General features: G+C 67.3%; 23 protein-coding genes, 1 tRNA gene and 1 pseudogene. 11 read left to right on the top strand and 14 right to left on the bottom strand.

Annotated elements, in window-relative coordinates; translation table 11 throughout:
* Nucleotides 1-69 precede the first annotated feature (69 nt).
* The 4 genes from FVQ98_RS20240 (at nucleotide 70) to FVQ98_RS15590 (ending at nucleotide 4902) form a co-directional block, all read left to right on the top strand.
* Entirely contained in the window at nucleotides 70-1653 is a 1584-nt protein-coding gene (locus FVQ98_RS20240) for an IPTL-CTERM sorting domain-containing protein (RefSeq protein ID WP_187265760.1), read from the top strand.
* Nucleotides 1654-1733: 80 nt separating this feature from the next.
* Complete coding sequence (locus tag FVQ98_RS15600; RefSeq protein ID WP_255507813.1) at nucleotides 1734-2348, top strand: malonic semialdehyde reductase; 615 nt, start codon at nucleotides 1734-1736, stop codon at nucleotides 2346-2348.
* Between the two features lie 53 nt (nucleotides 2349-2401).
* Nucleotides 2402-3343 carry a sterol desaturase family protein gene (locus tag FVQ98_RS15595; protein ID WP_147914377.1) on the top strand — a complete coding sequence of 314 codons (942 nt, stop codon included), beginning with the start codon at nucleotides 2402-2404 and terminating at the stop codon, nucleotides 3341-3343.
* Nucleotides 3340-4902, top strand: a complete 1563-nt coding sequence (locus FVQ98_RS15590) for a serine hydrolase (RefSeq protein WP_147914376.1) — start codon at nucleotides 3340-3342, stop codon at nucleotides 4900-4902. Before FVQ98_RS15595 ends, FVQ98_RS15590 begins: the two co-directional genes overlap by 4 nt.
* Nucleotides 4903-5054: 152 nt before the next feature.
* Here FVQ98_RS15590 and FVQ98_RS15585 read toward each other — a convergent pair whose 3' ends face one another.
* From FVQ98_RS15585 to FVQ98_RS15565, 5 genes are all read right to left on the bottom strand, one after another.
* Nucleotides 5055-5894 carry a 2-keto-4-pentenoate hydratase gene (locus FVQ98_RS15585; RefSeq protein ID WP_255507812.1) on the bottom strand — a complete coding sequence of 280 codons (840 nt, stop codon included), beginning with the start codon at nucleotides 5892-5894 and terminating at the stop codon, nucleotides 5055-5057.
* On the bottom strand, nucleotides 5884-6756 hold the full coding sequence (locus FVQ98_RS15580) for an LOG family protein (protein WP_147914375.1): 873 nt from the start codon (nucleotides 6754-6756) through the stop codon (nucleotides 5884-5886). Before FVQ98_RS15580 ends, FVQ98_RS15585 begins: the two co-directional genes overlap by 11 nt.
* Before the next feature lie 117 nt (nucleotides 6757-6873).
* Nucleotides 6874-7428, bottom strand: a complete 555-nt coding sequence (efp, locus tag FVQ98_RS15575) for an elongation factor P (RefSeq protein WP_147914374.1) — start codon at nucleotides 7426-7428, stop codon at nucleotides 6874-6876.
* A gap of 136 nt (nucleotides 7429-7564) precedes the next feature.
* Nucleotides 7565-8725: an elongation factor P maturation arginine rhamnosyltransferase EarP gene (gene earP / locus FVQ98_RS15570; protein WP_255507811.1), complete on the bottom strand. Its 1161-nt coding sequence runs from the start codon at nucleotides 8723-8725 to the stop codon at nucleotides 7565-7567.
* Complete coding sequence (locus FVQ98_RS15565) at nucleotides 8722-9549, bottom strand: hypothetical protein (protein ID WP_147914372.1); 828 nt, start codon at nucleotides 9547-9549, stop codon at nucleotides 8722-8724. Before FVQ98_RS15565 ends, earP begins: the two co-directional genes overlap by 4 nt.
* A gap of 61 nt (nucleotides 9550-9610) precedes the next feature.
* On the opposite strand from FVQ98_RS15565, the gene uvrC reads away from it, so the two are divergent.
* The 6 genes from uvrC (at nucleotide 9611) to FVQ98_RS15535 (ending at nucleotide 15235) form a co-directional block, all read left to right on the top strand.
* Complete coding sequence (gene uvrC / locus FVQ98_RS15560; RefSeq protein ID WP_147914371.1) at nucleotides 9611-11548, top strand: excinuclease ABC subunit UvrC; 1938 nt, start codon at nucleotides 9611-9613, stop codon at nucleotides 11546-11548.
* Nucleotides 11549-11718: 170 nt separating this feature from the next.
* Nucleotides 11719-12282, top strand: a complete 564-nt coding sequence (pgsA, locus tag FVQ98_RS15555) for a CDP-diacylglycerol--glycerol-3-phosphate 3-phosphatidyltransferase (protein ID WP_147914370.1) — start codon at nucleotides 11719-11721, stop codon at nucleotides 12280-12282.
* A gap of 92 nt (nucleotides 12283-12374) precedes the next feature.
* Entirely contained in the window at nucleotides 12375-13244 is an 870-nt protein-coding gene (locus FVQ98_RS15550) for a DMT family transporter (RefSeq protein ID WP_147914433.1), read from the top strand.
* A gap of 324 nt (nucleotides 13245-13568) precedes the next feature.
* The gene (locus FVQ98_RS15545; protein ID WP_124862790.1) at nucleotides 13569-13841 is read left to right on the top strand and encodes an HU family DNA-binding protein; all 273 of its coding nucleotides are present in this window, start codon (nucleotides 13569-13571) and stop codon (nucleotides 13839-13841) included.
* A 20-nt stretch (nucleotides 13842-13861) separates the two neighbouring features.
* A tRNA-Val gene (locus FVQ98_RS15540) sits at nucleotides 13862-13937 on the top strand.
* A gap of 212 nt (nucleotides 13938-14149) precedes the next feature.
* Nucleotides 14150-15235 carry a site-specific integrase gene (locus FVQ98_RS15535; protein WP_255507810.1) on the top strand — a complete coding sequence of 362 codons (1086 nt, stop codon included), beginning with the start codon at nucleotides 14150-14152 and terminating at the stop codon, nucleotides 15233-15235.
* On the opposite strand, the gene FVQ98_RS15530 is transcribed toward FVQ98_RS15535, so the two are convergent.
* Nucleotides 15174-15464, bottom strand: coding sequence for a helix-turn-helix domain-containing protein (locus tag FVQ98_RS15530; protein WP_147914368.1), 291 nt, complete (start codon nucleotides 15462-15464; stop codon nucleotides 15174-15176). The genes FVQ98_RS15535 and FVQ98_RS15530 overlap by 62 nt on opposite strands.
* A gap of 29 nt (nucleotides 15465-15493) precedes the next feature.
* On the opposite strand from FVQ98_RS15530, the gene FVQ98_RS15525 reads away from it, so the two are divergent.
* Nucleotides 15494-15733 carry a hypothetical protein gene (locus FVQ98_RS15525; protein ID WP_147914367.1) on the top strand — a complete coding sequence of 80 codons (240 nt, stop codon included), beginning with the start codon at nucleotides 15494-15496 and terminating at the stop codon, nucleotides 15731-15733.
* An 8-nt stretch (nucleotides 15734-15741) separates the two neighbouring features.
* Here FVQ98_RS15525 and FVQ98_RS15520 read toward each other — a convergent pair whose 3' ends face one another.
* The 8 genes and pseudogenes from FVQ98_RS15520 to FVQ98_RS19730 form a co-directional block, all read right to left on the bottom strand.
* Nucleotides 15742-16302 carry a DUF4406 domain-containing protein gene (locus FVQ98_RS15520; protein ID WP_147914366.1) on the bottom strand — a complete coding sequence of 187 codons (561 nt, stop codon included), beginning with the start codon at nucleotides 16300-16302 and terminating at the stop codon, nucleotides 15742-15744.
* Nucleotides 16303-16313: 11 nt separating this feature from the next.
* A complete protein-coding gene (locus FVQ98_RS15515) occupies nucleotides 16314-16547 on the bottom strand; it encodes a hypothetical protein (protein WP_147914365.1) in 234 nt (77 codons plus the stop codon).
* Nucleotides 16547-18652, bottom strand: coding sequence for a ParB/RepB/Spo0J family partition protein (locus FVQ98_RS15510; RefSeq protein WP_187265759.1), 2106 nt, complete (start codon nucleotides 18650-18652; stop codon nucleotides 16547-16549). Before FVQ98_RS15510 ends, FVQ98_RS15515 begins: the two co-directional genes overlap by 1 nt.
* Nucleotides 18649-18951 (bottom strand): hypothetical protein, encoded by a 303-nt coding sequence (locus FVQ98_RS19735; RefSeq protein WP_187265758.1) that lies wholly within the window; start codon nucleotides 18949-18951, stop codon nucleotides 18649-18651. The genes FVQ98_RS15510 and FVQ98_RS19735 overlap by 4 nt, the downstream gene beginning before the upstream one ends.
* Nucleotides 18948-20063 carry an RNA-directed DNA polymerase gene (locus FVQ98_RS15505; protein ID WP_255507809.1) on the bottom strand — a complete coding sequence of 372 codons (1116 nt, stop codon included), beginning with the start codon at nucleotides 20061-20063 and terminating at the stop codon, nucleotides 18948-18950. Before FVQ98_RS15505 ends, FVQ98_RS19735 begins: the two co-directional genes overlap by 4 nt.
* Nucleotides 20064-20305: 242 nt before the next feature.
* Nucleotides 20306-20668, bottom strand: a complete 363-nt coding sequence (locus FVQ98_RS15500; protein ID WP_147914363.1) for a four helix bundle protein — start codon at nucleotides 20666-20668, stop codon at nucleotides 20306-20308.
* Nucleotides 20669-20698: 30 nt separating this feature from the next.
* Complete coding sequence (locus FVQ98_RS15495) at nucleotides 20699-21154, bottom strand: Lcl C-terminal domain-containing protein (protein WP_147914362.1); 456 nt, start codon at nucleotides 21152-21154, stop codon at nucleotides 20699-20701.
* 31 nt (nucleotides 21155-21185) lie between these two features.
* Nucleotides 21186-21420 (bottom strand): annotated as a pseudogene (locus FVQ98_RS19730) (DUF1566 domain-containing protein); the annotation flags it as partial.

The raw sequence follows: 21420 nt of genomic DNA, 5'->3' as shown, positions 1-21420 counted from the left end.
GATAGCTGCCCGCGAATGACCAGACTGCGCTGCCGGATGTTTCTGCAGATTTTTACGATGGAGTTGATCATGTCAATTCGCGCCTGCCTACCCGCCATGGGCCGCAGCCCCATGCTCATCGTCGCCCTGCTCGCCCTAGGCGCGCAAGCAGCCACCCGCACGGTGACCAACGGCAACGACAGCGGCGCTGGCAGCTTGCGCGCCACGCTGGCCAGCGCCCAGGCCGGCGACACCATCGTTTTTGCGCCAAGCGTCACCACGGTGCAACTGGCCGGGACCGAGTTGGTCGTCGACCGCGCCCTGACCGTGCAAGGCGCGGGCGTGACCATCGACGCGGGTTACCGCAGCCGGGTGCTGCGCATTGCCGTAGGCAGCCAGGTGCGACTGGAAGGGCTGACCGTCACGGGCGGGGCTGTGGCGGGCAACGGTGGCTATGGCCAGGTCGGCGGCGCTGCCGACGGCGCGGGCGTATACAACAACGGGCACCTGACCTTGAAGGACGTGAGTGTGACGGCCAACACTGCGGGGGGTGGGGGCGCAGGGGACTCGTCGGGCGGCGGAGGCGCATTTGCCGGCAAAAACACTGCTGGCCAGTTCGTGTCTGGCACAGGAGGCACAGGAGGCTTCATCGGCGGCGGTGCAGGTGGTCAAGCGGGCAGCGCAGGAGGTGGAGGCTCGGCGGGAGGTCGCGGTGGACCCGACGCAATTGGGCCTCTTGGCGGCGCGGGTGGTGCCGACAACGACACGTTCAGTGGTGGTGGTGGTGGTGGTGGATTCGGGGGCGGCGGTGGCGGCGGCGGCCACATTGGCAATGGATCTCACGGCGGGGCCGGCGGGGGCCAGAGCACGTCAAGTGGAGGCTCTGGCGACGTGAACGCCGGCGCCGGCGCGCCCACCAAAGGCGGCGGTGGCGGTGGATGGGCCGGCAGCGCCGACGACGCGCCGTCCGCCAGCGGTGGCGGTGGCGGTGGCGGTTTTATATGGAGTCTTTCTGGAGGCCAGGCCAGCGGCGGCATTTTCAACGCCGGTGGCGCCACGCTGGTGCTGATGAGCAGCACCAGCCTGCTGGGCAACCTGGGTGCGGGCGGCGGTGGGGTCGCAGGCGACGGTGGTCAAGGCGTGGGTGCGCTATGGAACGCGGGCACGCTGTACCAGGGGCCAAGCGTGGTCTTCCGTGACAACCAGGGCGCCAGCGGTGGGGCGGGCGGCGGCAGCAGCATTCCGACCCCGGAAAACGATGTGTTTCAGACCAGTAGCGCCACGACAGCCACCAGCTTCGCACTCACTGCGCAGGTGTCGGGCACAGGCAGTGTGTCTGCCACCTCAGGGCCGGCAGCGGTAACGGGTGGCATCACCGCCTGCAGCAACGCAGGCGGTGTGGCCTGCCAGGCTGGCTACAGCATCGGCGCAGCAGCAGCCGTCACCCTCACAGCCACCGCGCCGGCGGGTCAAACCTTCACCGGCTGGAACGGTGATTGCAGCGACACGGAGCCCACCTGCACCGTCACTATGGACATGCCGCGCTTCGTCACCGCCACGTTTGCCGCTATGCCCGTGGCCGTGCCTACGCTGGGCCAATGGGGGCTGATGCTGCTGGGCCTGCTGGCCGCGGGCCTGGGCGGGCGCGGGCTGCGGCGTGCGCGGGATGTTTGATTGCTCACTTAACCATAGCTGCCAGCGCAATGTGCAGGCGGGCAAGAAGCCAATTTCTTCATCAACCTGGGAGCGCCGACATGGACATGACCTCACCCACCGCGCCGCGCTTTCCGCTGTCCGACGCCGCCTTGCGGCAGCTGTTCTTGGATGCGCGCACGGTCAACGGCTTTCTGGACGAGCCGGTGCCGCAGGCGCTGCTGGAGCAGGTGTATGCGCTGGCGTGCATGGGGCCCACCTCGATGAACTGCCAGCCGGCGCGCTTCGTGATGCTGACCACGCGCGCGGCGCGCGAGCGGCTGGAGCCCCTGCTGATGCCGGGCAACCGCGCCAAGACGGTGGCCGCGCCGGTGTGCGTGATCGTGGCGACCGACTCGCGTTTTTACGAGCACATACCGGAGATCTGGCACGACGCCAGCGCGCGCGACAGCCTGGCGGCCGACCCAGCGCTGTGCGAGGCGATGGCCGCGCGCAGCAGCACGCTGGGCGGCGCCTACCTGATGCTGGCCGCGCGCTCGCTGGGGCTGGACTGCGGGCCGATGAGCGGGTTTGACGCCGACGCGGTCAACGCCGAGTTCTTTCCCGACGGCCGCTGGCGTGCCAACTTCCTGGTGAACCTGGGGTACGGCGACCCGGCGTCGGTGTACCCGCGCAACCCACGCCTGCCGTTCGCCACCGCCTGCCGGGTGCTGTAGGGCGCGGCGAACCGGTTGACCTTGCAGTTCACCCTTCACTTCGAGGACTTGCCATGACGGATCTGCCCAACATCATGCTGGCGGCCTTGCCCGCCTTCGCCCTGCTCATCGTGGTGGAGGCGTTCTACAGTGCCCGCCGCGGGCGCGGGCTGTACCGCACGCCCGACGCGCTGGCCAACGTCACGCTGGGGCTGGGCAACATGCTGATTGCCACACTGCTGGGCGGGCTGGTGCTGCTGGTGATGAGCTGGCTGTACCAGCACCGGCTGTTCACGCTGCCAACGGGGGCCTGGTGGGTGTGGGTGCTGTGCTTTTTTGCCGACGACTTCACCTATTACTGGTTTCACCGAGTGAGCCATGAATCGCGCTGGTTCTGGGCGTCGCACTCGGTGCACCACTCGTCGGACAAGTACAACTTCAGCGTGTCGCTGCGCCAGACCTGGACGGGCGTGCCGACGGGCAGCTTCCTGTTCTGGGCGTGGATGCCGCTGGTGGGCTTTCACCCGGCCATGGTGCTGTTCATGCAGTCGGTCAGCCTGATCTATCAGTTCTGGATTCACACCGAGGCCATCGACCGCCTGCCGCGCTGGTTCGAGGCGGTGTTCAACACCCCGTCGCACCACCGCGTGCACCACGGCAGCGACTTCGAGTACCTCGACCGCAACTACGCCGGCACGCTGATCGTGTGGGACAAGCTGTTCGGCAGCTTCTACCCCGAAGGCGCTACGCCCCACTACGGCCTGACGCACCCGCTGACCACCGACAACCCGCTGCGCATCGCCTTCCACGAATGGGCGGGCATTGGCCGCGACCTGCGCCGCGCCCGCAGCCTGCGCGAGGTGCTGGGCACGCTGTTTGCGCCGCCCGGCTGGAGCGCCGACGGCTCCAGCCTGACCACGCCGCAGATGCGCGCGCAGGCCGCGCGCCAGGCGGCAGCGCCGGCCACTTCGCGCGAGGGCGCGCCGATCACCGTTTCATCGCAGGAGGCACCATGACGATCCACTTTGCATTGCAACGAAGCGCGCTGACGCGGCGCCAGATGATGGCGCGCACAGGCGCTTTGGGCGCGGCCGGTGCGGCCCTTGTCGGCCTGAGCGGCCAGGCCCGCGCCGCCGCGCCAGCCCCATCGCTCGACCCGGCGCGGCTGCAGGCGGCGCTGGCCGCGCTGCCCGATCTGGTCCGCCGGCTGCAGCGCACGACCAGCGTGCCGGGCATCGCCATGGCGGTGGTGCACGGCGGGCGCACGGTGTTTGCCGATGGCTTTGGCGTGCGGCGGGTCGGCGGACCGGGGCGGGTCGACGCCGACACGGTGTTCCAGCTGGCGTCGGTGTCCAAGCCGCTGGGCGCCACGGTGGTGGCGCGCGAGGTGGGCGAGGGCCGCGTCGCGTGGGACACCCCGATGCGCGAGCTGCTGCCGTGGTTTGCGCTCAGCGACGCGGCCAGCACGGCGGCGCTGACGGTGGGCGACCTGTACGCCCACCGCAGCGGTCTGCCCGACCACGCGGGCGACAACCTGGAGCTGTTGGGCTACGACCAGCGCGAGGCCATGACCCGCCTGCGTTACGTGCCGGTCAAGCCGCTGCGCAGCGCCTATGGGTACACCAACCTCGGCCTGACGGCGGCGGCCATCGGCGTGGCTGGGGCGTCGAGCACCGACTGGGCGACGCTGAGCCAGCGCGCCATCTACGGCCCACTGGGGATGACGCGCACCACCTCGCGCTTTGCCGAATTCATGCGCACACCCAACCGCGCCCAGGGCCACATCAAGGGGCCGGGCGGGTGGCGGCCGGTGCCGATGCGCAACGCCGACGTGCAGGCTGCCGCCGGCGGCGCCAGCAGCAGCGCCAACGACATGGCGCGCTGGCTGACGATGCTGCTGGCCCAGGGCCGCTGGCAGGACCGCCCGCTGGTGGGAAGCGCTGCCTTGCAGGCCGCGCTTTCGCCGCAGGCGCCTGGCGGGCATTACGGCTTCGGCTTCAACATCGGCGGGCAGACCGCCGGTGGTGTGCCCTTCTTCGACCATTCGGGCGCTTTCGAAACCGGGGCGGGCACGGTGATCCGCTTGGTGCCGCAACTGGACCTGGGCGTGGTGGTGCTGAGCAACGCGCTGCCGATCGGCGTGGTCGAGTCGCTGTGCAGCCAGTTCATCGACCTGGCTGAGATGGGCGAGGTCTCGCAGGACTGGTGGGGCCGCTACAGCGCGGCGCTGCGCAGCATGCTCGGTCCCAGCGGTCAGCTGGTGGGCCTGCCGATGCCCACGCACCCGGCGCCGGCGCAGCCGCTGGCGCGCTATGCCGGGCGCTACGCCAACGATTTTCTGGGCCCGGTGCAGGTGCGCGCCGGCGGCAGGGCGCTGCACCTGACGCTGGGGCCGCGCCGCGTCACGCAGGAGCTGCACCATTGGACGGACGACGATTTCGTCTTTGCCGCACCCGACGGTTTCGCAATGGAAGGCAGCCTGTCGCTGGCGCGCTTCGACCTACAGGCCGGCACGCTGTGGCTGGAACTGTACGACCCTGAAGGGTGCGGGCTGGTGCAGCGGGCGCAACGCTGAGCGGGGGCGAACGTGGCGCCAGTGCGTCACCGCTTGTCCAATTATCAATTTGATAGCTGGTTACGCTTTCTAGGAGCGGGCTACAGGCACATTTGATGTAAATTTCCATGCGCACCGTGCCCCACCCGCGGGGGCACGGGCAGCGCGCTGCTTCAACTGAAGCGCACGTCCAGCTGGCCCAACGGCGCGCTGTAGCGCACCCGCCAGCGTTCGCCCGGCGCCACTGGCCACGCGTCGGTCCAGGTGCCGGTGGTGACCACGTCGCCGGGCTGCACGTCGGGCGCGCCGGGGCATTGGCGCAGCTCGGTCAGGAAGTGGTGCAAGGCCTGCAGCGGGTCGTCCAGCACGTTGGCGCCGCGGCCGGATTCGGCGGACTGGCCGTTGGGGCCGATCAGGGTCAGCTCGGCTTCGGCCAGCTTTTGCTGCAATTCGGCGGCTGAGCCGGCAAAGTCGCGCACCGCGATGCGCGGGCCGACCAGCAGGCGGGCGTGCAGGGCGCCGTCGGCCACGGTTTCGGCGGCGGCGGCAAAGCGCCAATGCGGGCGGTGGCTTTGCACGATCTCGACGCCCGGCGCCAGCCAGTCCAGCGCGTCGAACAGCTGCGCCAGGTTGGCGCCGGCAGGCGGCGTGTGGCGGAAGGCGAAGACCAGCTCGGGTTCCAGCCGCGGCTCGCAGGTGGCTTGCAGGCTCAGCGTGCCGGCGCCTTGCGCGTCGGTGAAGCGCAGCGTGCTGTCCCACACCGTGCCCCAGATCGGCGCGAAGACCTGATAGATGGGCCAGATGTTGCGGTTGGTGAAGCCGATCTTGAAGCCGCGCGGCTGCTCGCCCCGCGCCTGGCGCAGCGCGCGCAGGGCGAGGGCGGTTTGGTACGCGGCGGGCACGTCAGCGAACGCGGGGGTGGCCACGCTGGCCGGCCAATGCGTGCCGCCGTCGGCCCAGGCCAGCAGCTGTTCAGCGCTGGGGGCGCGGCCGGTGCTCGCCTCAGAGGTCATAGAAGTTGCGCACGATGTCCCAGGCCTGCTGCGGCGTGTCGACCTTGTGGAACAGCTTCAAGTCATCGGGCGAGATCGTGCCTTCTTCGATCATCACGTCGAGGTTCAGCAGGCGGTCCCAGAATTCGCGGCCGACCAGCACGATCGGCACGGCGCGCACCTTGCGGGTCTGCACCAGGGTCAGCACTTCGAACAGCTCGTCGAGCGTGCCGAAGCCGCCGGGGAAGACCACCAGCGCCTGCGCCCGCATCAGGAAATGCATCTTGCGCAGCGCGAAGTAGTGGAACTTGAACGACAGCTCCGGTGTGATGTAGCGGTTGCCCGACTGCTCGTGCGGCAGCGTGATGTTCAGGCCGACGGACGGCGCGCCCGCTTCCTGCGCGCCGCGGTTGGCCGCCTCCATCACGCCCGGGCCGCCGCCGGTGCAGATGTACAGGCGGTCTTTGGGCGACTGGGTCAGGCTGAAGCGGGCGACCAGCTGGGCGAATTCGCGCGCCTGCTCGTAGTAGGCGGAAGTGCGGCGCGCCCGTTCGGCCAGCGCGATGGCGTGCGCGTCGCCCGATGCCTGCGCGGCCTTCAGGCTTTCGGCGGCCACTTCGGGTGAGACAAAGCGCGCGCTGCCGTAGACGACGATGGTGTGGTCGATGCCGGCTTCGGTCAGCGCCAGGTCGGGCTTGAGCAGCTCCAGCTGAAAGCGCACGCCGCGCGTTTCGCGCCGCAGCAGGAATTCGGGGTCGGCAAAGGCCAGGCGGTAGGACGCGGGCTCCAGCGGCTCGCCGCGGTCGGCGTGCGCCTGCAGCTCGGCCCAGGCGTCGGCCAGGGGCGAGCCGGTGCTTTGCTTGATGTTCTCGGTGGTGTGCATAGGGGCAGTTTAGGGGATGCGGCTTGGCAGCTGTGAATACACCGGCCAGTAAAAAAGGCCCCCGCAGGAGCCTTTTTTAACAGCGCGAGGCAGCAGCGGCACCGCCGCTGGCTGCGATCAGACGCGCTTCTTGTATTCGCCGGTGCGGGTGTCGATCTCGATCTTGTCTTCCTGCGCGACGAACAGCGGCACGGCCACTTCGAAGCCGGTGGCGATCTTGGCGGGCTTGAGCACTTTGCCCGAGGTGTCGCCCTTGACGGCCGGCTCGGTCCAGGTGATTTCGCGCACCACGGTGGTGGGCAGCTCGACCGAGATGGCCTTGCCGTCGTAGAACACCACTTCCACGGTCATGCCGTCTTCCAGGTAGTTGAGCGCGTCGCCCATGTTCTCGGCTTCGACTTCGTACTGGTTGTACTCGCTGTCCATGAAGACGTACATTGGGTCGGCAAAGTACGAATAGGTGCAGTCCTTGTGGTCCAGGATGACCTGGTCCATCTTGTCGTCGGCCTTGAAGACGACTTCGGTGCCCATGTTGTTCAGCAGGGCCTTGAGCTTCATGCGCACGGTGGCAGCGCCGCGGCCACCGCGGGCGTATTCGGTCCGCAGGACGATCATCGGGTCCTTGCCGTGCATGATGACGTTGCCGGCGCGGATTTCCTGTGCGATTTTCATGGTGTGTGTTCTTCCAGTGTGTGAAGGGAGCGTGGGGCCGCTCGTGCACCGAAAGATTTGACGCGCGGCGCGCTGCGGCGTGGGGCGAAACCAGGGCAGCGCGCGGCTGCGGTCGAATTTCGCAAAGCCTTGTATTCTAACGTTTTTTCTGCACAAAGCCGATCAGCTGCTCGGCCAAGCCGGGCGCAGCCACCAGCCGGGCCTGCGCGGCCGCCGCGCAGGCGCCCCACGCGGCGAGGTCGGGCGCAGGCAGCGGGCCGGGCGCGATGCCGTTCCAGACGTGGTGAAACGCGCGCAGCGAAGGCGGTGCGCCCAGCCAGTCGAGGAAAGCATCCAGCTTGGCGTGGTGCGCGTTGTCTTCGGGTTGGGGGTAGATGTGCCAGACGAAGGGCGGGGCAGCCCGCTGCGGCCCCAGGGGCGCAGAGGCCCAGAGGGCGCGCACCAGCGAATCCTCGCCCCGCACAAAGTTCCAGTCGCAGGCCCACAGCAGTTCGTCGTAGGCGGTCTGCGTGACGTGCGGCAGGTATGAAATCGATAGCTGGCCGCGCTGAACCATCAAGGGTTGCAGGCCTGAATCGTTATGAATCGCCTGCCGCACCGCGGCGGTGGCGCGCCCGGTGGTGACCAGCAGGCGCGTGGGCACGTCGCCTTCGGCCCACTGGCGCAGCAGCGCCGGCAGCGCGGGTGGCTCATAGCAGAACAGCGACACCAGCCGTTCGCCGCGCCAATCGATGCCCTGCGCGCGCAGCCACGCGGCGCGGCCGAACGCAGCCTGGCGCGCGGGCAGGTCGACCTCGCGCAGCAGGCCGCCGGTGGCGGGCGTGAAGCCGGGGTAGAAGAACCACTTGGTCCAGCCCGCCGCCGGGCCTTGCAGCACGGGCGAGGGTAGGGTGTGCGTGCGCTCCACGTAGGCTTCGGCGCTCAGGTACTCCAGGTTGATCCAGATCGGAGGATTTGAATGATCCCTAGAACCACCAGCGCGGGCAGCTATGAATTCAGGAGGGATTTCGCAGCCAAACGCCTCGACCCACACATCGGCGGGGGGCAGGGTGGCGAGGTCGGCGGGGTTCAGCGGGGTGGTCCACGGCCGCACCTCGATCCCCGCAAACACCCCGTCCGTCGCACCCGGCGCCATCCACGCCAGCGCCGCCGCGTTGTCCACCCACAGCCGCACGCGCTGACCGTGCGCCGCCAATTCGCGCGCCAGCCGCCAGCACACACCGAGGTCGCCGTGGTTGTCGATGACCTGGCAGAAGAGGTCCCAGCGCAGCGGTAACTTGTTGGGCGCTGTGGTCACGGACTTCTCAACGTGGAGATCGGGGCAATAGTCGGCTGCAATAGTCGCCACCATCTCAGGAGTTTTCGCTCGTTGGTGGCAATGTTCCCCTCGAGGACAGCTAGGGCCAGAATTTGTGCGTCATGGAGATCGTGTTCCAACTTCATTCGAAACTTTTTGTAGTCGAGCATTTGCGAGACGGCTCCTTGGTAACGAACACATAAGTCGAGCGCAAACAGATGCATGACTTGAAGCCACCGCAAATGAGCCCACTTCCCCAGTGGACTCCAAATTCTCAGAGGGGAGTTCGGCATTGCCTTTTTCATTATTTCAAAGAACTGCAACGCGCTTTCCGGATTGCAGATATTGCGCTCGACTTTGCTCCGAACGTTCGCGCGACTTTCGTCGCTACCAGTCAGGAGGTTCGGGGAAAGTGCAACCATGGATTCCGCGAGGCCGGCCCATCCTGTGATTTCAGCTTCGTTGGCAATCGATTCTTCTCGCAGGACTTCTAAAGCTTCGGGCGGCAATTCATAGTCAGTACCTCTCAACTGCGCGTTGAAAACCCATCTCATATTGATGCGGTGCCCTGAAGGCTGGCCGCACGGCCGGCCATGCTGTACCTCGTAGCGCAGAAGTTCGCCAACGTGCTCTACGAGGATGACGGGATTTTCCCGGACGGGGAACTTGGAGAAGCAGCGACGACGGGTCTCGACATCCGTTGTGAGCAGTTCGTAAAACAACGCTCCCGACATGACAACGCGGTACGTGTCGCAGAGACTGTGGATTGACTGCTTGGATTCGGCCTGGAGATAGTTTTTGTCGAGTACGACGCTTCGTTTCATGTTGTACGTGCATCTAGGGTATGCGGCCGTAAGCTGAGCGAGAGAAGTAACAATAGTCGATATGTCAGAGATGCATTCTGAAGAACTGCTCGCGCAAGTCGCCGCGCTGCCCGGTCTGCCGGGCGTGTACCGCTACTTCGACGACGCGAGCAACGTGCTCTACGTGGGCAAGGCGCGCAACCTGAAGAAGCGCGTATCCAGCTACTTCCAGAAGAACCACGGCGGCACGCGCATCGGGCACATGGTGCGCAAGATCGCGCGCATGGAGACGACGGTGGTGCGCTCGGAGGCCGAGGCGCTGATCCTGGAAAACAACCTGATCAAGCAGCTGGCGCCCAAGTACAACATCGTTTTTCGCGACGACAAGAGCTACCCCTATCTCAAGCTCACGGGCACCGGGCGCGAGCAGGACAAGGCCGACGGGCCGCCCGTGCCGGGCGCCTACCCGCGCATGGCGTACTACCGCGGCGCGACCGACAAGCGCCACCGCTACTTTGGCCCGTACCCGGGCGCCTGGGCGGTGAAGGAAACCATCCAGCTGATGCAAAAGGTGTTTCGCCTGCGCACCTGCGAGGACACCGTATTTGCCAACCGCACACGGCCGTGTCTGCTGTACCAGATCAAGCGCTGCACCGGCCCCTGCGTGCGGCTGATCAGCGCGGCCGATTACGCCGCCGACGTGGCGCACGCCGAGCAATTTTTGCGCGGCGAAACGCAGGACCTGCTGCACCAGCTGGAGCGCCGCATGATGGTGCATTCGGACGCGCTGGAGTTCGAACAGGCGGCCGCCATCCGCAACCAGATCACGTCGCTGAACACGGTGCTGCACCAGCAGGCGGTGGAGGTGGCGGGCGATGCGGATGTGGACATCCTGGCCGTCAAGGTGCAGGGCGGGCGTGCCTGCGTCAATCTGGCCATGGTGCGCGGCGGGCGGCATCTGGGCGATCGCGCGTACTTCCCCAGCCATGTGGAAGATGGCGCGGCGATGGCGTTTGACGACACCGACACCGAACTGCCCACGCTGGAGGCGCAGGTGCTGGACGCCTTCATCGCGCAGCACTACCTGCAGGTGCCGGCGCCGCCGCAGCTGATCACCAGCGAGCCGGTGGCGCAGTCGCTGCTGCAGGCGCTGGCCGACAAAGAAGAGGTGAAGATCAGCGCCACCCATGCGCCGCGCGGCCAGCGCCGCGTGTGGCTGGAGATGGCGCGCCAGAACGCGGGGCTGCAACTGGCGCGGCTGCTGGCGGAAGAAGGTTCGCAGCAGGCGCGCACGCGTGCGCTGGCCGACGCGCTGGCGCTGGACGTGCCGGATTTGGCCGAGCTGCGCATCGAATGCTTCGACATCAGCCACACCGCGGGCGAGGCCACGCAGGCCAGTTGCGTGGTGTTCCAGAACCACCGCATGGCCAGCAGCGAATACCGCCGCTACAAGATTGAAGGCATCACGCCCGGCGACGACTACGCCGCCATGCGCCAGGTGCTGACGCGGCGCTACAGCAAGATCGCCGAGGCGCTGCAGACCACGGCCGAGGGCGATGGCCCCGCGGTGCGCATGCCCGACCTGGTGCTGGTCGACGGCGGCAAGGGCCAGGTCAGCATGGCGCGCGAGGTGTTTGCGGCGCTGGGGCTGGATTTGTCGCTGATCGTCGGCGTAGAGAAGGGCGAGGGTCGCAAGGTGGGCCTGGAAGAGCTGGTGTTTGCCGACGGGCGCGAGAAGATCTACCTCGGCAAGGATTCGGCCGCGCTCATGCTGATCGCCCAGATCCGCGACGAGGCGCACCGCTTCGCCATCACCGGCATGCGCGCGGCGCGCGCCAAGGTGCGGGTGGGCGGCAGCCGCATTGAAGAAATTCCGGGCGTCGGCCCGCGCAAGCGCGCGCGCTTACTGCAGCGCTTTGGCGGCGTGCGCGGCGTGGAGGCGGCCAGCGTGCAGGACCTGGCGACGGTGGAAGGCATTTCGCAAGCGCTGGCCGAAGAGATCTACCGCGCGCTGCACTGAGCGGCGCCGCGGTGGCAACCACGCGGGTGCGCGGCGTGTCCAGAGAAGAATTCAAAGAAAACCATCTGTAGCCATACAGTTACCTGCGCTACCAGCTACCAAAACAATAGCTTTTGGTGCACTGCAGCGCCCCTGAGCGGTGCCCGCACGGGCGTGCCACAATCGCTGCCATGTTCTTCACCCTGCCCACGATCATGACCTGGACGCGCATCGTCGCGATCCCGCTCATCGTGGGGGTGTTTTACCTGCCGCTGGAGCCCGCCACGCGCAATCTGGTGGCCACGGTCATGTTCATCGTGTTCGCCTGGACCGACTGGCTGGACGGCTTTCTGGCCCGGCGGCTGAACCAGACCTCGGCCTTCGGCGCCTTCCTGGACCCGGTGGCCGATAAATTTCTGGTGTGCGCGTCGCTGCTGGTGCTGGTGCACCTGCAGCGCACCGATGTGTTCGTCGCGCTGATCATCATCGGGCGCGAAATCGCCATCTCGGCCCTGCGGGAATGGATGGCCAAGATCGGCGCCAGCGGGAACGTGGCCGTGCACATGCTGGGCAAGGTGAAGACCACGGTGCAGATGGTGGCCATTCCCCTCCTGCTGTACGACGGCGTGGTGTTCGGTGTCGACACGCATTTCTGGGGACAGATCCTGATCTGGCTGGCGGCGGTGCTGACCGTGTGGTCGATGGTGTATTACCTGCAGAAGGCCTTGCCGGACATCCGTGCGCACGCCAAATGAGTGGGCACGCTGGTTTCTGCCTTCGTCGCCGCGCTTGACCCGGATCTGACGTGAACGAGCGCGGCAACGACCCCTCCACGCTGATCCGCCTGATGCCGGCGGTGTTCGTGCTGATCTGGGCCACCGGCTTCATCGTCGCGCGCTACGGCATGCCGTACGCGCCGCCCTTCACCTTTCTGGCGGTGCGCATGTCGCTGTCGCTGGTGTGTTTTGTCGTCTGGGTCACCCTGGCGCGCGTGCGCTGGCCGCAGACGGGCGCGCAGTGGCTGCACCTGGGCGTGACCGGCGTGCTGATGCACGCGGCCTACCTGGGCGGCGTCTGGGCGGCCGTCAAGGGCGGCATGGGCTCAGGCCTCGCGGCGCTGATCGCCGGCATCCAGCCGGTGCTGACCGCCATCTGGCTGTCGGCCACCGGCGCCGGCGCCAGCAAGGTCACGCGCCGGCAGTGGAGCGGTCTGGTGCTCGGTTTTGCCGGCCTGGTGCTGGTCGTGTGGCGCAAGCTGACCGACGGCAGTCCGGGCGACCACGTCACGGCGGCCAACTTCAGCTGGGCCGTGCTGGCGCTGGTGGCGATCACCGCGGGCACGCTGTACCAGAAGCGCTTCGTCCAGCCGTGTGACGTGCGCAGCGCCAGCGCCGTGCAGTTGCTGGCCGCCGCGCTGGTGCTGTGGCCGATGGCGCTGCTGGAGCCCGAATCGATCCAGTGGAACGCCCAGGTCATCGGCGCCATGGCCTGGTCGGTGCTGGGGCTGACGCTGGGCGGCAGCTCGCTGCTGTTCCTGCTGATCCAGCGCGGTGCCGCCGCCAGCGTGGCCAGCCTGATGTACCTGGTGCCGCCCACCACCGCGCTGATCGCCTGGGGCTTGTTTCGCGAGCCGATCACGGTGGTCACGCTGGCCGGCATGGCGCTGACGGCGTTGGGTGTGGCGTTGGTGGTGCGGGCGTCGGCGCCGGTGCGGTAGACACGTGGTGTGCCAACTCAAAATGGGTTAGACGTCATAGCGGCGAGACGCGGGCCACGTCACGCTCCGGCCGCGCAGAACCCTGAGGCATGTTGCGCCATCGCACAAGCGGGGTAGATACGAGGTTTGACACCTGCAATTGGGTCTAGAATGCAACGCTCGCCGGACAGGGATCGACGTGAGCACGCTGCGGCCGCAAGTGAGGTCGGTCTGCCTTGACTTGGTCACCCTGCTGCCGACCAACGAGCCGGGCCTGGCGAGGCTGTCAACGGTCCGACATCGTTTATCCGGATTCTTGATAATTCTTGAAAGAGGGGCACCTTCGTGAACAAAACCGAGCTGATCGAACACATCGCCAAAAACGCCGACATTTCCAAGGCTGCTGCCACCCGTGCGCTGGAAGCCACGATCGGTGCGGTCAAGACCACTCTGCGCAAGGGTGGCACCGTTTCGCTGGTGGGCTTTGGCACTTTCGCGGTCGGCAAACGCGCTGCACGCTCTGGTCGCAACCCGCGCACCGGCGCTACGATTAAAATCAAGGCCGCCAAGGTACCCAAGTTCCGTCCCGGCAAGGCGCTGAAAGACGCGCTGAACTGATTCAGACACCGTTTTCGGTGGGGTGCTTAGCTCAGTTGGTAGAGCGGCTCCTTTACACGGAGTAGGTCGGCAGTTCGAGACTGTCAGCACCCACCACAGAAACTTCTTATAGATCAAGGGCTTAGAGCGATCTGAGCCCTTTTTCTTTGGCCGCTGACCACCCGCAATCAACGCCTAGGAAAGCCACAGCCAACCAAGAAACGGCTTCTGCCAACCGTGCTACTCCTTGCTGCTACACTGCCGCCGGATGGGCGTGGGGGTGTGGCATGGCGGGTAAGCGGAAGCGGGCGAATGGCACGTTTGAGTACGTGTTCAAGCGGGCGGGCGTGCTGGACAAGCCGCTGTATTTCACCTTCACCGATGAGGCGGAGGGCGATGCCTTTGCTGCCAACCTGGACAAGCTGCTGGCCAGCGGCATCGTCCCCACGCAGTACCAGCCCACGGCGACCACGCAGACGCTGGGGCAGCTGATCGCCGACTACACGCGCGACGCGCACCCCTCGCACAAAGACCTGGCGGAGCTGCGCACGGTCGACAAAACGCGCGGCACCACGCCGCTGACGGCCATCAATGCCGCCTGGGTCGATGATTGGATCTCGGTTCTGAAGCGCGTGGACCGGGTCGCGCCGGACACCATCCGTGCCAAGGTCGGCGCGCTGGCCAGGTGTTGCGACTGGGGCATGCGGCTAAAAAAGCTCGAACTGCCCGACCACCCCTTCCGCACGCTGCCCAACGGTTACAGCCAGTACACCAAGCTGGACGCCCAGCTGGCCGGTGAAAAACGTGTGGACGTGGCGCGCGATCGGCGCCTGGAGCGCGGCGAGCATGAGCGCATCATGGCCATGCTCGATGCCGGCGTTCTGCCGCGCAAGCAGCGCCCGCTGCAGCTGGCGCACGTGCCGGCGCTGCGCTGCCTCTACCTGCTGGCGACCGAGACCGCCATGCGCCTGTCCGAGATGTACACGCTGACCGTGGACCAGGTCGCGCTGGACCGGCGCACCGTGTTCCTTGACCGCACGAAGAATGGCGACAAGCGCCAGGTGCCGCTATCGACCGTAGCCGTGGCGGCGCTGCAGGACTACTTGGCGTTGCGCCAGATCCCCGATGGCCTTCCCGCGGACCAACTGTTCCCCTGGTGGGATGGCGACCACGGTACGCGCGCGCGCCACCGGGTCACCGACTACCTGTCCAAGCTGTGGGTCAACATCTTCGACGCGGCCGGCTGCGACGGCCTGAAGTTTCACGACCTGCGGCACGAAGCCACCAGCCGCCTGTTTGAGCGCACGCGTCTGTCGGAAATGGAGATCATGAAGATCACCGGCCACAAGGACATCAAGATGCTGGCGCGTTATGCGAACTTGCGCGGCTCCGTCTTGTCGGAGCGGCTTTGGTGACGCCCATGCGTGCAGCCGTCTGTTCCACGATGCGCGCCTCGGTCAGCGCCACCACGTCGCGTGTCAGCATCACGTAGGCGCGCCCGTTCTGGCCCGCTGGCAAGCGCCCGGCGCGGATGTCCTTCAGCACCGTCTCTTTGTGCACCTTCATGATCGCCGCGGCGCCGGCCAGGTCCACGGTGATCGGCTGGCCGGCCAGGTCGACGGATGGGTTTGCGGGGCGGTTCAAGGGGCCTCCTGGCGTGCATACTGCGGGCCATGAAACCCCGCCGATCGGCTGATGAACTGCGGCTCATGCTCATGGGCCGCCTGCGCGAGATCCCCGACCTGGCTGGGCAGGAGACCGATATCGACCGTCCGCGCTCGGTGGTCTGGATGGACCCCGGCGACGGCGGGCCCAACTGGACGGTGCGGTCGGTGACCGACCGGCGCCTGTACCGCAAGGACATCGCGCGCATCGTGGTCGATATGCAGCTGCGGTACGACCTGGACGAGTAGGGCGGTCATCAGCCTGGCTCCTTCTTGTTAGCGCGGGCGCGGATGGCTTCTGCCAGGCCGCCGGCCGTCACCGATTCGGCAACGGAGTCGTAGCTTTCGTCGGCCTCGGCTTCCCGCGCGTCGCAGATGCGCGCGCATTGCTCGCGCTCGTCGGCGCGGGCGGCTGCCACCGCAACGCCTTCGCCATCGACCAGCGCCTCCGCCATCACAATCCCCAACCCGATCCGGTGCGCGATGTGCAGCTCCAGCTGGGCGCCCTGGCTTGTTTCCCAGCCCGGCATCAAGGCCAGGGTGGTGCAAGTGCACAGCGCGGCGATATCGCGGCGCATGCACTGATTCCAGTCGGCCGCGGGGTCGGAGTTCAGCTCGGCAGGGTTGACCACGCTATGCCCCGCAGCGCGCAGGCGGGCAGACATGGCGTGGAAGGCGGGGAAGTTCAGGTCCGGCAGGCCGGTCATGGGGCCGCTGAGGTAGATGCGAGGTCCGTTGCGGGCGGCTCGATCGCCGCGCTGGGCGACCTCCAGGTCGAAGGGGCTGCAGCCTTCCGGCGGGTTGGTCTGATTCGACATCCGGTCGACCCTCACATGACGCGCGTCGTTTGCACGACGTCGACCTCGACGTTGTAGACCTGGGCGTCAAGGACATCTTCGATCCTTCGATAGTTCCGCGAAGTGACCCTGACCTCAAACCTCAGGCCCGGCCTTGATGCGGCGTTCAGCGCGCAGGCAAGCTCCAGTGCCGCTGCGTGGATGGCCTTGCTCCGATCCTGTTCAAGGATGGGCGCAGGGCACCCGGTGCGTTGCGCTTCACCCATCACACCACCTCCAGCTCGCTGACATCAAACGCACACTGCACCGTTGGCAGGCCCTTGCGCTTGGCGGCGAATTCCACGTCCCAGGCGCTGTCGCCCATCTGGCTGACGACCTGGCCGGTCTTGCCCACCCAGCGCTTCTGCCCAGCGCCTGTCGCGTTGGCCAGCACCTTGACCTGTTGCCCTATCGCCAGCCCTGGCGCGGCGCCACCACTGGGCGTGGCCGGGCGCAGCACCGGCCGCGCACCGTCGTTTTGCGCCGCGGCAGCGGCGCCTGGATCTGGCTCCTGGGCCTGCATCGCCGCGGCGATGGATTCGCGGGCCTGCGCCTCGCCGATCGCGGGCTTGGCTTTCGCACCCCGCCCGCGCCGCGTAGCGGGGCCTTCAGCGTCAGCGCTCGCATCCCGCTTGCGGCGCGCAGCAGGGGCCAGGGGTAGATCGCCTTTTGGCACATCGGCGGGCTTGGGCTTTTGGGCGGCCTTGGCCTTGGCGTCGGCGTCGGCGCGCGCCTCATCGCGCGCGGCGATGGCGATCTTGGGCAGGTCAACGCCCATGGCGGCGGCGGCGCGGTACAGGCCGTGGTTGGCGCCGACCTTGTCAGCGTCCGCCCGCACCCACTGCGCGTCCGATGCGCCCACCAGGATGATCAGCGCGTCGACGGGCTGCGCGTGGTCGCCCAGCCAATGCTCGATGCCGTCGCGGGGCGCCACCTTGCCCAGGTTCAGGCGGCTGGCCAGGGCCTTGCATTGGTCCAGCCGCAGCAGCTTCAGGTAGTGGCGTGCGATGTGCCGCAGCAGCTCGGACAACGTGGGTGCCAGCGCTGGCCGGCCGTCTTGCGAGCCTGCTGCGTCGGCCTTGTCGATCACCGCCTGCAGGCCGGCGTTGCGCCAGCCCTGTTCGACCTTGTCCTCGGCCTTCAGCGCGGCCTCGCGCTCGGCCGCCTTCGCCTCCGCCGCTGCGTCGCCCTTCACCTTTTCGGCGGCGTTCAATTGTCCGGCGGCGTGCAACAGGGCCGTCGCCTGTTCGCCGCTGATCACCGCGATCATCTCGCCGTCCACGTGCGGGTTGGCGATCAGGGTGGGCTTGACGCCCTGTTCCTCCATCACCTTCGCCAGCACCTTGCGCAGCGGCTCTTTGGTCGGGCTGTCTTCTGCGTCGTCCAGGCGCAGGTGGCCTTCCACCTTGCGGCTCCAGCGGTGGGGCATCAGCAGCTTGGCTTCGCGCCCTTCGATGATCTCCGCACCGCTGTCGCGTGCGGCCTGCAGCTGCGCGTCAACGTGCGCCTGTTCTTTCGCGTGGTAGCACGATGGCAGCGTGCACACGTCTGCATTCTTCACGTCGCTGAACAGGTCGGGGTTGGCCCCGGTGCGGTGCGGGCAAGCGCTGCACGCGCCGGCCGCGGGGACCAGCGTGGCGCTGGCGCGGTCGAATTTGGCGCTCTCCAACCGCAGCTGGTAGTGCTCTTGGATGTACACCGCCGCCGCCCGGTGGCTGTACGCCGCGTCGCCGGTGTAGTCCACTTCCGTCAGTACGGCCGTGGCCTCGGCCTGCAGCTTGCTATCCGGGATGCGCGCCACCAGCAGGGCGGTGCTGGCTTCCAGCTTGCCCTCGGCCAGCGCCGCGCGGCCCTCGGGGCACAAGTCCAGCAGCTTCAGGCGGCCGTACACGTAGGCGCGGCTCTTGCCGATCTTGGCGCCCACCTCTTGCGCGTTCACCCCGGTGTGGTCGATCAGGTACCGGTAGCCTTCGGCTTCCTCCAGCGGGCTCAGGTCGTCGCGCTGCAGGTTCTCCACGATCTGGATCTCCAGCACCTGCGCGTCGGTCAGGTCCTGCACCATCGCCGGAATGGTCGCCACGCCCGCCTTCAGGCTGGCGCGCAAGCGCCGCTCGCCGGCCACCATCTCATGCGTGGGGCGCGGCTTCAGGCCGACCGTGTCCGGCACGCGCGCCGCCGGCAGCGGGCGCAGCAACACCGGCTGGTGCACGCCGCTGGCCGCAATGCTGTCGGCCAGCTCCTGCAGCTTGACCGGGTCGAAGTGCTTGCGCGGGTTGGTGGCGCTGGGCAGCACCAGGCGCGGGTCGATGTGGAGGAAGTCGGGGGTGGTCATGGGTTGCCTTTCTTTTTCTCGGTATGGATGTGCGCTGCGCCGGCCACCGTCAGCTGCAGCGCCGTCAGGGGCGCCTCCACCGTCAGCTGTTGGCCTGGCTTGAGTCGGCGTGCGGCGGCCTCGCACTGGCGGGTGGCGCCAGCCTTGAAGTGCTGCTGCACGGTGATGGGGTTGCTGCCCAGGCCCTCGTTGCGCAGTCGCAGGCACAACACCGGTACGGGGAGGCCGTCTTTGCCAGCGGGCAGGTAGCGCACTTCGGGCCTTGCGACCAGCGTGCCATGGAAGGTGGCGGTGGTCATGTGGTGCGCCTCCTGAACGCCTTCTCCAGCCGCGCCCCTTCCACCGCATGCCCGCGCCGCAGCAGCGCCTTGCACAACGCGGCCCGTTCAGCGTGGCTGTGGGTGGCTTGGCGGACGGTGCCCAGGTAGCTGTTGCCGGCGGCGTAGACGTTGGCTGCGGGCATTTCCATCAGACGGTGCAGGGCGGTGAGCAGGGTGTGTCGGCGCGTGGTGCGGCGCCATGGGCGGATGACCTGGCCGACGAAGTCCACGCCACGCGCGACGGACTGGAGGATGGTCTTGCGCGGGTTGACGGCCAGGTGCAGGTCGGCCAGCTTGGCTTGCACCTGCTCGCGCGCGTGGTTGAGCCACTGCGGGCTTGGGTGCAGCAGCACCATGTCGTCCACGTAGCGCACGTAGTGCGGCGAGCGGATGCGGTGCTTGATGTGTTGGTCCAGCTCGTCCAGCAGCACGTTGGCGAAGAACTGGCTGCTGAGGTTGCCGATGGGCAGGCCGTGGTCGGCCGGCGCGTTGAACAGGCTTTTGTGCGGCGGCACCAGCGCCAGCTCGTCGGGGCGACCGCGCACTTGCACGTTGGTGCGTGGGTCGTGCATGAGGATGGTGGCGGCCAGGGCCATCCACCAGGGCTCGGTGATGCGGCGCTGCAGCTGCGCCAGCAGGACGTGCTTGTCGATGCTGACGAAGAAGTTGGCCAAGTCCAGCTTCAGGTAATGCGCGGGCCGCTGCCAGTTGTGGGTGCAGCTGCGCACCTGGTGGTCCAGCCGGCGGGCGCCGTACAGTGTGCCGCGGCCGGGGATGCAGGCGCAGCTGTCGGCCACAAAGGCGGCGTGAAAGCGCGCGGCGATGTGGTTGTACAGCAGGTGGTGCACGATGCGGTCGCGCGGCTGGGCGGCCCACACCTCACGCGGCCTGGGGTGGCGCACCACAAAGCAGATGCTTTGCCCTGGCTGGTACGTACCGCTGGCCAGGGCTTCATGCAATTCATAAAGGTGGTGCTCGGCCCGGGCCTCGAACGCCAGCATGCTGGCGCTGTTGCGCTTGTGGCGCCGGCAATCGAGGTAGGCCTGCACCAGCAGGGCGAACAGGTTGGGGTCTGCGGACGGCAACGGCATGGGCCTCATAGCTCTTGTGGTTGTTGTTCTGGTTGCCGTTGTTGAAGTTGCAGTTCCAGGCGTAAGAGGCCCCATCGCGCTATCGACGTCACCCGGCCGAAGGCTTGCGCCGATCAGCGGGGCAACTGCACCGGACGTGCCGCGCGCGGGCGCGGCGGTTTCCGTGGTGTGCCTGGCGGTGGCCTTGTGGGCCAGCGGCGCGACCAGATCCCATGTGCGCACGGGCATGAGAGCCTTGACCGTCATGCTGCAGGCGCCTTGTTCGCGGATTTGAGCCAGCCGCCGGCCTGCTTGCCAATGCTGCCCAGCAGCTCAATCGACTGCGCCCACAGGCGCGGCGACAAGTTGCCGCTGTCGTGCGCGACGCGGAGCAATACGGTGATGGCGCGGTGGCGCACCAGCAATTCCTGCAGGTGTGCCGCGCGCACGTCACGCTGGGTGGCGTTGGCCATGGCCATCAATTCCAGAATGTCCACGCAGTGCTGGGTGAGCTTGTCGCCCAGCACGCGCTTCAGCTCGCGCCGCATGTGCGGCTGCGCTGCCACCGCCAGGGCGAGCAACTTGACGCCGGTGCGGTGGATGGGCAAATCGGAATGGAGGGACATGAATCTGGCTCAAAGAAAAGGACTGAAGGACTAAACGCTCAATCTGCGGACGGCAACGGCATGGGCCTCATAGCTCTTGTGGGTGGTGTTCTGGCTGCCGCCGTAGAAGACGCAGTACCAGGCGTAGGAGGCGTCGTCTTCGTGTGCCTCGCTGGACCAGTGCACCTCGGGCTTCAGGTGCTGTTCGCAGTGGGCAAACACCAAGGGCTGTTCGCGCCGTGTGGGCAGATGCCCGCCCACCGCGGCGGCCCAGTCCATGGCGGCCCGCCAATTCAAGCGGCCGTTAGGCCGCGGTGGCAACAGGATCAGGTGGTGGGTGGGCGCGCCTTCGTCGTCCAGCGCTAGGCCGGCGTAGCGCTCGCCAGGGCGCAGCGCGATGGCGGCGGCTGGGATGGCGATGGTCTGGCCACTGTTCTTGAAAGCGGCGATCATTTCAGCCAGCTCGGTCTGCTTGGCGTCGATGGATTCGAGGGTGATGGTGGTCATGGGTGCGTGGTGATGAAAAAGGATTGAAGAACTAAGCGCTGATGGGGATCAAGCGGACGGCAACGGCATGGGCCTCACTGCTCTTGTGGAGGTTGAGCTGGTTGCCGTAGTTGAAGTGGCAGTACCAGGCGTAAGAGGCGTCGTCTTCGTGTGCCTCGCTGGACCAGTGCACCTCGGGCTTCAGGTGCTGTTTGCAGTGGGCAAACACCAAGGGCTGTTCGCGCCGTGTGGGCAGATGCCCGCCCACCGCGGCGGCCCAGTCCATG

Source organism: Ottowia flava, from assembly GCF_008017535.1.
Taxonomy (GTDB): Bacteria; Pseudomonadota; Gammaproteobacteria; order Burkholderiales; family Burkholderiaceae_C; genus Ottowia; species Ottowia flava.
Note: the sequence above shows the minus strand (reverse complement) of the source record. Positions and strands in the feature narration are given on the sequence as shown.

Excerpts from the sequence above, each read along its gene's own strand:
- FVQ98_RS20240 (WP_187265760.1), top strand. The coding sequence starts at position 70 with ATGTCAATTCGCGCCTGCCTACCCGCCATGGGCCGCAGCCCCATGCTC.
- FVQ98_RS15600 (WP_255507813.1), top strand. The coding sequence starts at position 1,734 with ATGGACATGACCTCACCCACCGCGCCGCGCTTTCCGCTGTCCGACGCC.
- FVQ98_RS15595 (WP_147914377.1), top strand. The coding sequence starts at position 2,402 with ATGACGGATCTGCCCAACATCATGCTGGCGGCCTTGCCCGCCTTCGCC.
- FVQ98_RS15590 (WP_147914376.1), top strand. The coding sequence starts at position 3,340 with ATGACGATCCACTTTGCATTGCAACGAAGCGCGCTGACGCGGCGCCAG.
- FVQ98_RS15585 (WP_255507812.1), bottom strand. The coding sequence starts at position 5,894 with ATGACCTCTGAGGCGAGCACCGGCCGCGCCCCCAGCGCTGAACAGCTG.
- FVQ98_RS15580 (WP_147914375.1), bottom strand. The coding sequence starts at position 6,756 with ATGCACACCACCGAGAACATCAAGCAAAGCACCGGCTCGCCCCTGGCC.
- efp (WP_147914374.1), bottom strand. The coding sequence starts at position 7,428 with ATGAAAATCGCACAGGAAATCCGCGCCGGCAACGTCATCATGCACGGC.
- FVQ98_RS15565 (WP_147914372.1), bottom strand. The coding sequence starts at position 9,549 with ATGAAACGAAGCGTCGTACTCGACAAAAACTATCTCCAGGCCGAATCC.
- uvrC (WP_147914371.1), top strand. The coding sequence starts at position 9,611 with ATGTCAGAGATGCATTCTGAAGAACTGCTCGCGCAAGTCGCCGCGCTG.
- pgsA (WP_147914370.1), top strand. The coding sequence starts at position 11,719 with ATGTTCTTCACCCTGCCCACGATCATGACCTGGACGCGCATCGTCGCG.
- FVQ98_RS15550 (WP_147914433.1), top strand. The coding sequence starts at position 12,375 with ATGCCGGCGGTGTTCGTGCTGATCTGGGCCACCGGCTTCATCGTCGCG.
- FVQ98_RS15525 (WP_147914367.1), top strand. The coding sequence starts at position 15,494 with ATGAAACCCCGCCGATCGGCTGATGAACTGCGGCTCATGCTCATGGGC.
- FVQ98_RS15520 (WP_147914366.1), bottom strand. The coding sequence starts at position 16,302 with ATGTCGAATCAGACCAACCCGCCGGAAGGCTGCAGCCCCTTCGACCTG.
- FVQ98_RS15515 (WP_147914365.1), bottom strand. The coding sequence starts at position 16,547 with ATGGGTGAAGCGCAACGCACCGGGTGCCCTGCGCCCATCCTTGAACAG.
- FVQ98_RS15510 (WP_187265759.1), bottom strand. The coding sequence starts at position 18,652 with ATGACCACCCCCGACTTCCTCCACATCGACCCGCGCCTGGTGCTGCCC.
- FVQ98_RS19735 (WP_187265758.1), bottom strand. The coding sequence starts at position 18,951 with ATGACCACCGCCACCTTCCATGGCACGCTGGTCGCAAGGCCCGAAGTG.
- FVQ98_RS15505 (WP_255507809.1), bottom strand. The coding sequence starts at position 20,063 with ATGCCGTTGCCGTCCGCAGACCCCAACCTGTTCGCCCTGCTGGTGCAG.
- FVQ98_RS15500 (WP_147914363.1), bottom strand. The coding sequence starts at position 20,668 with ATGTCCCTCCATTCCGATTTGCCCATCCACCGCACCGGCGTCAAGTTG.
- FVQ98_RS15495 (WP_147914362.1), bottom strand. The coding sequence starts at position 21,154 with ATGACCACCATCACCCTCGAATCCATCGACGCCAAGCAGACCGAGCTG.